This is a genomic window from Vibrio hepatarius (genome assembly GCF_018860525.1).
GTDB lineage: Bacteria > Pseudomonadota > Gammaproteobacteria > Enterobacterales > Vibrionaceae > Vibrio > Vibrio hepatarius_B.
In genome coordinates, this window is record NZ_JAHKPM010000039.1 from 55,256 (window position 1) to 67,783 (window position 12,528).

At 42.0% G+C, this 12,528-nt stretch carries 9 protein-coding genes; 1 reads left to right on the forward strand and 8 read right to left on the reverse strand.

The window, feature by feature from the left end; translation table 11 throughout:
- Positions 1–64 precede the first annotated feature (64 nt).
- The 5 genes from eno to rlmD all read right to left on the reverse strand — a co-directional run bounded on the left by eno (position 65) and on the right by rlmD (position 7,709).
- Complete coding sequence (gene eno, locus KO511_RS11080) at positions 65–1,363, reverse strand: phosphopyruvate hydratase (protein WP_215987491.1); 1,299 nt, start codon at positions 1,361–1,363, stop codon at positions 65–67.
- A 76-nt stretch (positions 1,364–1,439) separates the two neighbouring features.
- Entirely contained in the window at positions 1,440–3,080 is a 1,641-nt protein-coding gene (locus KO511_RS11085; RefSeq protein ID WP_215987492.1) for a CTP synthase, read from the reverse strand.
- A 162-nt stretch (positions 3,081–3,242) separates the two neighbouring features.
- Positions 3,243–4,037, reverse strand: coding sequence for a nucleoside triphosphate pyrophosphohydrolase (gene mazG, locus KO511_RS11090; RefSeq protein WP_215987493.1), 795 nt, complete (start codon positions 4,035–4,037; stop codon positions 3,243–3,245).
- A 66-nt stretch (positions 4,038–4,103) separates the two neighbouring features.
- Complete coding sequence (gene relA, locus KO511_RS11095; protein WP_215987494.1) at positions 4,104–6,323, reverse strand: GTP diphosphokinase; 2,220 nt, start codon at positions 6,321–6,323, stop codon at positions 4,104–4,106.
- A gap of 66 nt (positions 6,324–6,389) precedes the next feature.
- Positions 6,390–7,709: a 23S rRNA (uracil(1939)-C(5))-methyltransferase RlmD gene (gene rlmD, locus KO511_RS11100; RefSeq protein WP_215987495.1), complete on the reverse strand. Its 1,320-nt coding sequence runs from the start codon at positions 7,707–7,709 to the stop codon at positions 6,390–6,392.
- A gap of 169 nt (positions 7,710–7,878) precedes the next feature.
- Between rlmD and barA the strand changes: the two genes are divergently transcribed.
- Entirely contained in the window at positions 7,879–10,650 is a 2,772-nt protein-coding gene (gene barA / locus KO511_RS11105) for a two-component sensor histidine kinase BarA (protein ID WP_215987496.1), read from the forward strand.
- On the opposite strand, the gene acpS is transcribed toward barA, so the two are convergent.
- The 3 genes from acpS to recO are packed head-to-tail and all read right to left on the reverse strand — an operon-like array spanning position 10,635 to position 12,477.
- Complete coding sequence (gene acpS, locus KO511_RS11110) at positions 10,635–11,018, reverse strand: holo-ACP synthase (RefSeq protein WP_215987497.1); 384 nt, start codon at positions 11,016–11,018, stop codon at positions 10,635–10,637. The genes barA and acpS overlap by 16 nt on opposite strands.
- Positions 11,019–11,023: 5 nt before the next feature.
- The gene (pdxJ, locus tag KO511_RS11115; protein WP_215987498.1) at positions 11,024–11,755 is read right to left on the reverse strand and encodes a pyridoxine 5'-phosphate synthase; all 732 of its coding nucleotides are present in this window, start codon (positions 11,753–11,755) and stop codon (positions 11,024–11,026) included.
- Positions 11,752–12,477: a DNA repair protein RecO gene (gene recO, locus KO511_RS11120; protein WP_215987559.1), complete on the reverse strand. Its 726-nt coding sequence runs from the start codon at positions 12,475–12,477 to the stop codon at positions 11,752–11,754. The genes pdxJ and recO overlap by 4 nt, the downstream gene beginning before the upstream one ends.
- Positions 12,478–12,528: the final 51 nt, after the last annotated feature.

Consider the following 12,528-nt stretch of genomic DNA (forward strand, 5'->3'; position numbering starts at 1 on the left):
TACAATAATAAATCGCCTCTAACTTAGAGGCGATTTTTACTAAAGCTATTTAGATATCAATAAATTATTGACCTTTAACTTCTTTAATACCATTGTATGGCGCACGTCCACCTAGAGCTTCTTCGATACGGATTAACTGGTTATATTTAGCAACGCGGTCAGAACGGCTCATAGAACCCGTTTTGATTTGGCCTGCTGCTGTACCAACTGCTAAGTCAGCAATAGTAGCGTCTTCAGTTTCACCACTACGGTGAGAAATAACCGCTGTGTATCCAGCATCTTTAGCCATTTTAATTGCTGCAAGCGTTTCAGTTAGAGAACCAATCTGGTTAAACTTGATGAGGATCGAGTTAGCAACGCCTTTTTCGATACCTTCAGCAAGGATCTTAGTATTGGTGACAAATAGGTCATCACCAACAAGTTGAATCTTGCTGCCCAGCAGTTCAGTCTGGTGTTTAAAGCCATCCCAGTCAGATTCATCCAAACCATCTTCAATAGAGACAATCGGGTACTCTTCAACTAGACCGGCCAAGTAATGGTTAAACTCTTCAGAAGTAAAGACTTTACCTTCACCTTTCATGTTATAGTTACCAGCTTCTTTGTCGTAAAACTCAGATGCAGCACAGTCCATAGCAAGTGTCACGTCTTTACCAAGTACGTAACCTGCAAGCTCAACTGCCTCTTTAATAGCAGCAAGAGCCGCCGCGTTAGATTCTAAGTTAGGAGCAAAGCCGCCTTCATCACCAACAGCGGTACTCATACCTTTCGCTTTCAATACTTTCGCTAGGTTGTGGAATACTTCTGCGCCAATACGTAAACCTTCTTTTAACGTTTTAGCACCAACAGGTTGAATCATAAACTCTTGAATATCAACGTTGTTATCTGCATGTTCGCCACCATTGATGATGTTCATCATAGGTAGAGGCATAGAAAATTGACCTTGAGTACCATTTAGCTCAGCAATGTGCTCAAACAAAGGCATACCTTTTGACGCAGCTGCTGCTTTTGCATTAGCAAGAGATACAGCTAAGATTGCATTGGCACCAAAGTTCGATTTATTTTCAGTACCATCTAGGTCAATCATTACTGCATCAACGGCTGCTTGGTCTTTCGCGTCTTTACCTACTAGAGCTTCCGCTATCGCTCCATTTACTGCGCCAATAGCTTTAAGAACACCTTTACCTAAGAAGCGGGCTTTATCACCATCACGAAGTTCAAGAGCTTCGCGTGAGCCCGTTGAAGCGCCAGAAGGAGCCGCCGCCATACCAACGTATCCACCTTCTAGGTGAACTTCAGCTTCTACTGTAGGATTGCCACGTGAGTCGATAATTTCACGACCTAGAACTTTAACGATCTTAGACATTGATGATTCCTCTCGTTCAAATATGAATGTCAAACTTAAAAGGCAGCCGCAAAATTATGCGGCCACCTGTATCCTTTTACTTCTCAAATTCACCGCGGGAAAATTGCCCTGCAGCTTTGACAAAGCCAGCGAATAATGGATGCCCATCTCGTGGTGTTGAGGTAAATTCTGGATGAAATTGAGCGGCTACAAACCATGGATGAGCTGGATTCTCAATCATCTCAACCAATTTCTTATCCGCAGACAAACCAGACACTTTTAACCCAGCTTTTTCGATTTTAGGCCGAAGTACGTTATTTACCTCGTAGCGATGGCGATGACGCTCATGTATGGTAGCGCTGCCGTACATATCTCGTGCTTTGGTACCCTTTTCCAAGTGACATAACTGAGAACCAAGACGCATTGTTCCACCTAAATCTGAGCTTTCAGTGCGTTCTTCAACTTTACCTTCATCGTCAACCCATTCAGTGATCAATCCAACCACTGGGTATTTCGTTTCTTTGTTAAACTCTGTCGAATGCGCGCCTTCAAGGCCTGCAACATTTCGAGCGTATTCTATCAAGGCAACCTGCATTCCAAGACAAATCCCCAAATACGGTACATTGTTTTCACGAGCATACTGAACCGCGCGAATCTTACCTTCAATGCCACGGTCGCCAAACCCACCAGGTACTAGAATAGCATCAAGGCCAGCGAGAGCTTCTTCACCTTTGCTCTCAACATCCTGAGAGTCTACGTATTTGATAGTAACATTAAGGCGGTTTTTCAAACCTGCGTGCTTCAAGGCTTCATTAACGGACTTGTACGCATCAGGTAGTTCAATATATTTACCAACCATGCCAATGGTTACATCACCAGTAGGGTTAGCTTCTTCGTAAATAACCTGCTCCCACTCAGAAAGGTTAGCTTCATTTGCGGTGATACCAAAACGCGCACATACAAGATCATCAAGTCCTTGAGACTTAATCAGTTGAGGGATCTTGTAGATAGAGTCAACATCTTTCATTGAGATGACTGCTTTCTCTGGTACATTACAAAATAAAGCAATCTTCTTGCGCTCATTTGCTGGGATCACACGATCACTGCGGCACACCAAAATATCAGGCTGAATACCAATAGAGAGCAATTCTTTGACAGAATGCTGAGTAGGTTTCGTTTTAACTTCACCAGCAGCCGCAAGATAAGGAACCAGTGTCAAATGCATAAACATCGCACGTTCTCGACCTAATTCAACCGCTAACTGACGAATAGCTTCCATAAACGGCAAAGATTCTATATCGCCGACAGTGCCACCGACTTCAACGATAGCGACATCATGACCTTCTGAGCCTGCGATAACACGATCTTTTATCGCATTTGTAATATGAGGGATAACCTGAATAGTTGCGCCTAAATAATCACCACGGCGTTCTTTACGTAAAACATCAGCATAAACACGACCAGCGGTGAAGTTGTTGCGCTTAGTCATCTTGGTACGAATGAAACGCTCATAGTGACCAAGGTCTAGATCTGTTTCTGCACCATCTTCGGTAACAAATACTTCACCGTGCTGAGTTGGACTCATTGTGCCTGGGTCAACGTTAATATACGGATCAAGCTTCATCATAGTCACTTTAAGACCACGAGCTTCGAGAATAGCCGCTAGAGATGCTGCTGCAATACCTTTACCTAGAGAGGATACAACCCCGCCAGTAACAAAAATGTAATTTGTCGTCATGTTTAACCTGAAATTGGTTGAATGAGGGAAATAGATTTCTTCTGGACGGGGGATAAATATACCAGAAGACCCTTATCGCCACAACGTGAAATATATCACACTGTCATTTTTTCTTTTTTGTTTCAAATCAAATTCGAATTGTTCTATTTTCGGTAGCCTAGACTAAGGCTCTTGTCGCTTAACATGATCCCATAAGTGGTCAAGCTGCTCTAAATCAAAATCTTTCAACATCTTACCTTGCCCTGCAATAATAAACTCGATTGCCTTAAACCGTCGCACAAACTTTAAATTTGCTTTACTCAAAGCAGACTCTGGATCCTTATCTAAATGACGACTTAAATTCACCACCGCAAACAATAAGTCCCCCAGCTCTAATTCTATTTTATCTTGATTCGGTGACACCTGAAGCACTTCGTCCATGACTTCGTCAATTTCTTCACGAACTTTATCCACTACTGGTCCTAGAGAGTCCCAATCAAACCCATAACGAGCACACTTCTTTTGAATTTTATTCGCTCGAGATAAAGCAGGTAATGCGTTTGGTACAGAATCTAGAATACTTTGTTCAGCGCTGCCTTTCTTTGGCTTTTCTTTGGCTTTTTCCGCTTCCCAATTATCTGCGATCTCATCCTCACTTGAAAATTCAACGCCCGAAAAAACATGTGGATGACGTCGAGTCAGTTTTTGGTTTGCACCATCAACCACATCAGAAAACTCAAATAACCCCTGCTCTTTAGCTAATTGACTGTAGAAAATTACCTGAAACAACAAATCACCTAGCTCTTCCTGCAGATTATCCCAATCACGATTGTGGATGGCGTCAACAACTTCGTAAGTTTCTTCTATGGTATGAGGCACAATTGTATCGAAGGTTTGTTGCAAATCCCACGGACATCCCTGTTGAGGATCACGCAGCGTTGTCATGATTTTTTCTAACTGCTCTATCGGGTGACTCATTATTGTATTCCTCTAAAGAAAAAGGTGAGTGGTTATACCACTCACCTTTAATTAATCGCGGACAGGTTAACCTAATCTCTTTACAGACATGACATCTTTGATTTGTTCTACGCGCTTGGATAAGCGTGATAATACCTCAACATTGGTCACTTCAAGATCAAAGTCCATAATGGACAACTGGCTACGGTAATCAACTCGACTTTTCATACTGTTCACCTTTATTTTTTCATTAGAAAACAGTGTAGTGATATCTTTCAGTAGTCCACCACGCTCCATTGCCTCAACACGTACAGTCAATATGTATGAACCAACATGGCCACTTCCCCATACTGTATCTATAATTCTTTCTGGTGCATGATGACGAAGCTCTTCAAGTTGCTCGCAATCTGACCGATGAACCGAAATTCCCCGACCTTGAGTGATATAACCTGCAATTTCATCACCAGGAATAGGCTGACAACAGCGCGCTAAATGCGTCATAAGATTATCAACGCCTTCCACAACTACCGCATCTTTTTTAGGTCGACTCAAAGCCGGCGATTTGTTTTCCGCTTCTTTAAGTTTTTCAAGCGCCTGTTGATCTTCTTCTTCAGCTGTAGGCTTATTAACGAGGGCATTAATATGATTGATGATCTGGTTAATACGTAAATCACCGCTACCAATCCCAACAAAAAGTTCATCTGCACTATTTATATTAAATCGCTTAAGTGCGTATTTCTCAGCGTCTTTTAGCGTTGCACCTATTTTAGTTAACTCAGATTCGAGGATTTCTCTACCCGCCTCTAAGTTTTTCTCTCGCGATTGTTTACGAAACCAAGCATTAATTTTCGCCCGAGCTCTTCCAGAAGTTACAAAACCCATTGATGGGTTTAACCAATCACGAGAAGGGTTAGGCTCCTTAGAAGTAATAATCTCAACCTGGTCACCCATGGTGAGTTTATGAGTGAAAGGCACGATACGGCCAGCAACCTTAGCTCCAATACAACGATGACCTACTTCAGAGTGAATATGGTATGCAAAGTCAAGCGGAGTCGCCCCCATTGGTAAATCAACCACATCACCACGAGGTGTAAATGCATAAACGCGGTCATCAAAAACTTGGCTGCGAACTTCATCAAGCATCTCACCAGAATCTGACATTTCTTCTTGCCAATCAAGCAGCTTACGTAGCCAAGTGATTTTTTCATCATAACCACTGCGTCCACCGCCACCTTCTTTGTATTTCCAGTGAGCTGCAACACCAAGTTCTGAGTCTTCATGCATGTCTTTTGTGCGGATCTGAATCTCAATCGTCTTGCCTTCAGGGCCTAGAATGACAGTATGTATCGATTGATACCCATTAGGCTTGGGGTTAGCGACATAATCGTCAAATTCACCAGGTAAATGTCTGTGTTTAGTATGAACAACACCTAATGCCGCATAACAATCTTGAAGTTGATCAGCAATGATACGTACTGCACGAACATCAAATAGCTCGTCAAATGCCAAGCTTTTTTTCTGCATTTTGCGCCAAATACTGTAAATATGCTTGGGCCGCCCACTCACTTCAGCATTGATCCCTGAAACATTGATTTCACTGGATAAATCGTCAACAAAATCTTGGATGTATTGTTCACGCACGATACGGCGTTCAGAGAGTTGCTTTGCGATTTGCTTGTACGTATCAGGTTGCTGATAGCGAAATGCATAATCTTCAATTTCCCACTTAAGCTGGCCAATACCTAAACGATTAGCAAGAGGGGCGTATATATTGGTACATTCTTTAGCTGCCGCACATCGAACTTCATTAGGAGCCTTTTTAACCTCAATCAAGTTACAGATTCGCTCAGCCAATTTAATGATTACACAGCGGAAATCATCAACCATGGCAAGTAACATTCGACGAACATTATCAACCTGAGCTGATGCAGCAGTCCCTTCTATCGTGACATTCAGTTGCCCAAGAGCTGCCATTTCTTCCACACCATCAATCAGCTTGATGGTTTCTTTACCAAAATCTTCTTCTAATACCTCACGTTTATAAGCACCACTTGATACCAATGGGAACAGCAGCGCAGAAACTAGAGTAGCCTTGTCCATAGAAAGTGTCGTCAGGATTTCGATCATTTCCCGGCCACGCCACAGTAACAAGGCCTTTTGTTCCTTGTCAGCCAAAATAGTTTCGCAGTGTAGGTATACCTCTTTGAGGCGCTTTGCCACTTTGGTATCTTGTTTTAGGCTCGCGACCCAAGTATCTAACTCAAACTGCTCATCTTGATTCAAGTGTGCGCTTCGTACCGCAACCATTATCTTTGTCCTGTTTTACTTTCTATTTTCGTAAGGTAAGACTGCTCTATACGAGGTAAGTTCTTATCATGCTTTAATAAATAAGGCCATGGATTCTAGATGACTCGTATGAGGAAACATATCTATCATCCCAAGTCGTTTTAACTCATAACCTTGGCTAAGTAGACTGTGAGAGTCTCGCGCTAGAGTAGCAGGATTACAAGAAACATAAACCACCCTCTTCGCTCCCAAAGCAGAGACTTGTTCTACAATTCCACTGGCTCCCGCTCTGGCAGGATCAAGCAATATCTTATCAAATTTCTGACTAGCCCAGGGCTGACCTGACACATCTTGTTCCAAATTAGCCTGAAAAAATGTCGCATTCTTAATCTGGTTCACTTCAGCGTTATGAGATGCTTTATCAACCATCTCATCAACGCCTTCAATACCAATCACTGATTTGACTTGCTTTGCCATTGGCAAACTAAAATTACCTAAACCGCAATACAAATCCAGTACGCTATCTTGTGGCGACAAGTCTAGCCAATCAAGCGCTTGTGCTACCATCAGAGCATTGACATCTCGATTTACCTGAATGAAATTATTAGGTTCAAATGGAATAGTAACTCCTATCTCTTGATAGATTCCTGATTCACCGTATTCAAGCACCATATCATCACTATTTGGCATCAAATACAAAGTCACCTGCTTACTGCAGACAAAGTCGAACAAAGCTCGTTGATCTTTGGGCGATAAAGAATTGGTATGACGTAAAACCAAAATACATGCATTGTCAGCTTTCACCAATTCAACATGACCAATACATTCAGGGTGAGAAAACGTCTGCAGCAATTGGTATAAGTCTGGTAACAATGCATCCAATTCAGGAACTAATACCGGACAATGCGTCAAAGTCACAATATCCTTACTGTGCTTTTTACGAAAACCAAATTTGAGCTTATGAGTTTTTCTATCCTGCATCACGCTAACTCTCGCTCGCCTACGATAACCTTGACTTGGGCCAACAATCGGCGCATACAATCCAAGTTTTTTCCCTGCAAATTTACTTATTAGCTGGCTTAAGGTTTGTTGCTTGTACTCTTGTTGATCCTGATTGCTCAGGTGCTGCATGTTACAGCCACCACATTCATCATAATGAGGGCAAAATGGATCAATACGTTGCTTGCTCGAACTCTGCACTTTAATTAATGATGCACGAGAATACTTGCTTTTGCTCTCTGTAAACTGAGCTAATACTTTCTCACCTGGTAATGCTCCATCAACAAAAACGGGCTTACCTTTTTGGTAGGCAATACCTGCTCCATAATGATCAAGCTTATCAATGGTCAATAACTGATGTTTCGTATTCAGTTTAGTTTTCTTTTTCGGTTGGAAGAAACGCGCCATAACTCTGTTCTTTGCCTTGTACTATTGTTCTGTATTACTATCCAAGTATCACCTTTTCATACCTGAACGATTGTCGGAGCCGAACGAGTTGATTATGCTTAAGTATTCGATGGCTTCTTTTTGCTTGGAAGCTATTTTCCCACATCCATACCACGATGTTTAGACAATAATGACTAGATATGGCTTACGCGCCCGCGTTATTACTCTCACACTTGCGCCTACCTTAATAATTGGCCTGCTCCTGAGCGCATTTTTCTCTTTCAACCGCTACCATGATCTTGAAAAACAAGTTATCAACTCAGGGTTAAGTATCGTCGAGCCCCTTGCTATTGCCAGTGAAGAGGGATTGAAAAACAACAGCCGTGAAGCTGTTCGAAGAATTATTAGTTATGCCCATCGCAAGAATTCTAAATTCGTTCGTAGTATAGCCGTTTTCGATTACAACCATGATTTGTTTGTAACATCCAACTTTCATCCTAACTTTGAATCTCTGACGTTCCCTCGCAATGAATCCATTCCTTTACTCGTAACGTCTGACTTACAGGGAAACACTCTAATATTACGAGCTCCCATCGTCGCAGAATCAGGGTTACTTTCTGCAGCTAAAGGTCAAAATAATAACTCAGCATTAGGCTATATTGCCATAGAACTTGACCTATCCTCTTTAAGACTTCAGCAATATCAAGAGGTTTTCTCTGCCTTCTTAGTGCTAATTTCGGGGCTTGGGTTATCAGCAATCTTTGCTCACCGCTTAATGCATGATGTTACTCGACCTATTTCGCATATGAAAAATATGGTAGACCGAATTCGCCGCGGCCACCTCGACGTTAGAATTGAAGGCAAAATGCACGGTGAACTAGACACATTAAAAAATGGTATTAATGCTATGGCTGTGTCTTTATCAGAATATCATGTAGAGATGCAGCATAGCATAGACCAAGCCACTTCGGATCTTAGAGAAACCCTAGAGCAGCTAGAGATCCAGAATGTAGAATTGGACATTGCTAAAAAAAGAGCTCAAGAAGCCGCTCGAGTAAAATCTGAATTTTTGGCTAACATGTCACATGAGCTTCGAACACCTCTTAATGGTGTCATTGGTTTTACTCGCCAAATGCTCAAAACCAAATTGACCAACAACCAAACCGACTATTTACAAACGATTGAAAAATCAGCTAATAATTTATTAAGTATTATTAATGATATTCTTGATTTCTCTAAGCTTGAAGCGGGTAAACTTGCTCTAGAAAATATTCCGTTTGATTTTCAAGAAACACTAGAAGAGGTGGTCAGTTTACAAGCAACAAGCGCCCACGAAAAAGGGCTTGAAGTGACCCTTAAAGTTGATTCTAAAATCCCTACCGGCGTGGTAGGTGACCCACTACGGATTCAACAAGTACTCACTAATTTAGTAGGTAACTCTATCAAATTTACCGAACGCGGTAACATAGATATCAGTGCTGAAATGCGTTCACAAAAAGAAGATGTTATCGAGCTACAGTTTATGGTACGTGATACAGGAATTGGCATCTCAGAACGACAGCAAGCTCAACTATTCCAAGCATTTAGTCAAGCAGATGCGAGTATCTCTCGTCGTTATGGGGGCACTGGATTAGGTTTGGTCATCACACAAAAACTTGTTGGTCAAATGGGAGGAGAAATTAGCCTCACGAGTAGACTCCATCAAGGATCAACCTTCTGGTTTACCCTCAAACTTCATTCAACAGAAATGCCAGTCAATACCTTAATAGAAACTCAATCGCTGAAACAACGTACATTGCTGCTGATAGAGTCTAATATGCAGGCTGCCTCTGTAATTCAACAGATACTTATTCAAGAAGGTTTGATCGTCACCTATCGGTCATCACTCCCAGATGACTCAAGCCACTATGACTACATTATACTTAATTTAGCACCAAACAAACCCAATCAGCTAGAGCAAGTAGAGCAATGGGTGAAACACGCTAAACAATGTACATCTCACGTAGTGGTAGGTATTCCCAGTACAGCTCTAGCCTTATCAGACCACCTTATCCAAACCCATGATGTACACTGCATTACCAAGCCACTTTCACGTCGAAAGCTATTACAGATTTTAGCGACCAATCAAGAAACATTCCCCGGTATTGAGTTCAAGCCAACTTACAGTGAAAAGCTCCCTCTCACTGTTATGGCTGTCGATGATAACCCCGCTAACCTCAAACTTATCAGTGCATTACTGCAAGAAAGAGTCGAGACAGTCATCACCTCTACCAATGGCTTAAATGCTGTTAGCCAAGCCGAAGAACGAAGATTTGACATAATCTTCATGGATATTCAAATGCCTCATATGGATGGGGTGACGGCATGCCACAAAATCAAAAGCACACAATACAATGCAAATACTCCTGTCATTGCTGTAACAGCACATGCAATGAGCGGGGAACGAGACAGATTGCTTGGTGCCGGCATGGACGATTACTTAACCAAACCCATTGAAGAAAGGGTACTTCAGCAAGTCTTAACACACTGGAACCCAGATACCAACAGCATTAATAAAGAGCGGCCTGATGTAGACTTGCAAACATACTCCTCACTAAATTCAACGGAAAATAGCAGTCTCATTATTGACTGGCAAGCCGCGCTAAAACAATCTGCAAATAAAATCGAACTTGCGAGAGATATGTTACAAATGTTGGTTAACTATATCCCAGAGGTGAGTGAGGTAGTTGAAACGGCGATGGAACAAAAGAATTTTGACAGGGAAAAGTTACTTCATTTTATCCACAAATTGCATGGCAGCAGTGCTTATTGCGGCGTGCCTCGGCTTAAAAAAGTCTGTTCAACTATAGAAAAAGCGATTAATTCTGGCTCCAGCATTTTGGAACTTGAACCAGAATTATTTGAGCTACAAGATGAGATGGAAAAGGTTATCGAGAGTTCAGCACCTTATTTAGACTCATAAATAACCGTTGCAATGGTATAATGACGCTCATCTGAAATAGATAGGTGGATTTGTTCCACCTGTTTTATTTTAGCAATTTCAAATGCTTTACCAGATAGCGATAAAGATGGGGCCCCGTATTGGTCATTAGTAATACTAAAGTCGTGGAATGTCACCCCTTGAGCAATACCAGTCCCCAATGCTTTTGAAGCCGCTTCTTTAGCAGCAAAACGTTTAGCCAGAAATCGAGCTTGCTGTTTCAAAGAATGAAAACGCTCAAGTTCTTGCTCTGTTAGAATCCGCTGCGCGAAACTCTCTCCAGAGCGAGCAAGCGCTTTCTCAACACGCTCTATTTCTGCAATATCCGTCCCTAAACCTACAATTGCCATCGTAGCTACTTACGCGCTTCAACCATAAGAGCTTTCATGTCAGCAACCGCTTTGTGAAGGCCATCAAAAGCAGCTCGACCTATAATAGAGTGCCCAATATTAAGTTCATGGATTTCTGGTATTGCAGCAATCGGAGCAACATTATGGTAAGTTAAACCATGCCCTGCATTAACGGTAATACCTAAATCAGCAGCATAACTTGCACCAGCTGCGATTTTTTTCAGTTCATCTTGTTGGTCATCGTCATTCTCGGCATCAGCGTAATGCCCTGTATGAAGCTCTACGTATGGTGCACCGCAAGCCTTAGCAGCATCAATTTGCTCTCTATCTGCGTCAATGAACAAAGATACTTTGATCCCTGCTTCATTCAAGGCTTTTGTAGCATGTTGTATTTTCTCTATATGCCCCACGACATCTAGCCCACCTTCAGTCGTAAGTTCTTCACGTTTTTCCGGCACTAAGCAAACGTATTCAGGCTGAGTTTTGAGTGCAATCTCAACCATCTCATCCGTCACTGCCATTTCAAGATTCATACGAGTCTGGATCGTTTCACGTAAAATACGCACATCTCGATCTTTTATATGACGACGATCTTCTCTGAGGTGGATAGTTATACCGTCCGCTCCTGCACGCTCAGCAACTTCAGCAGCGTGAATAGGGTCTGGATACTTAGTACCACGAGCATTACGCAGCGTCGCAATATGGTCGATATTAACACCCAGATAAATTAAACTCATTTTCCAATACTCCGTGATTTAGGAGCTATAACTTGCATAAATAACTCCCTACTTTTTAATGGTTTTCCTCCAAGATACGGCTTTAATGCCACTCGTGTAAAGCGTTTAGCCGCTTTTAGTTGCTCTTTTGTAATAAACCTACGCTCGCTGATCGCAATCAGTTCATTACCTAAAAAGGTAAGATTATCTGTTCTAACTGAAGCTATAAAACCTTTTTGTTCTCGATAACGATATGTCATGTCAGCTGCAATAAGCTCACCAGTCCCTGCGCAATGCAAAAAATCGACTCCATATCCCATTGCAGACAGTAATGCTAATTCAAAACGTCTCAAAGCAGGTTCAGGGTTATCACATTGAGCCAGTTCAGTTAGAGTATTAAGGTAATCATGAAACAGAGCAGGCATGGGAACTTCAGCCATCAAAACTCGAGCAAGTAGCTCATTAACATACATTGCTGAATATAGTGTAAGACCAGAGAGAGGCAACCCAAGGCTGATCGGCTCAGCTTGACGAAGAGTCTTCATTGAACCTTTGCCGGACCATTTTAGCAGTAAAGGAGTGAAAGGCTGCAAAGCGCCTTTAAGATGAGATCGCTTACTTCTTGCTCCTTTTGACATCAGAGCTAATCGCCCGAATTCCTCACTAAACACATCGAGAATCAGGCTTGACTCACTATAAGGACGTCTATGAAGCACAAAACAGCGCTGTAAGCCTTCTGCAATCATATTTAGTGTCCAATAAAGATAAGGAGCCAACAGCTCCTTATTGCGTTG

Coding starts and splice junctions, on each gene's coding strand:
- pdxJ (WP_215987498.1), bottom strand. CDS start 11,755: ATGAGTTTAATTTATCTGGGTGTTAATATCGACCATATTGCGACGCTG.
- relA (WP_215987494.1), bottom strand. CDS start 6,323: ATGGTTGCGGTACGAAGCGCACACTTGAATCAAGATGAGCAGTTTGAG.
- barA (WP_215987496.1), top strand. CDS start 7,879: ATGACTAGATATGGCTTACGCGCCCGCGTTATTACTCTCACACTTGCG.
- eno (WP_215987491.1), bottom strand. CDS start 1,363: ATGTCTAAGATCGTTAAAGTTCTAGGTCGTGAAATTATCGACTCACGT.
- rlmD (WP_215987495.1), bottom strand. CDS start 7,709: ATGGCGCGTTTCTTCCAACCGAAAAAGAAAACTAAACTGAATACGAAA.
- KO511_RS11085 (WP_215987492.1), bottom strand. CDS start 3,080: ATGACGACAAATTACATTTTTGTTACTGGCGGGGTTGTATCCTCTCTA.
- mazG (WP_215987493.1), bottom strand. CDS start 4,037: ATGAGTCACCCGATAGAGCAGTTAGAAAAAATCATGACAACGCTGCGT.
- acpS (WP_215987497.1), bottom strand. CDS start 11,018: ATGGCAATTGTAGGTTTAGGGACGGATATTGCAGAAATAGAGCGTGTT.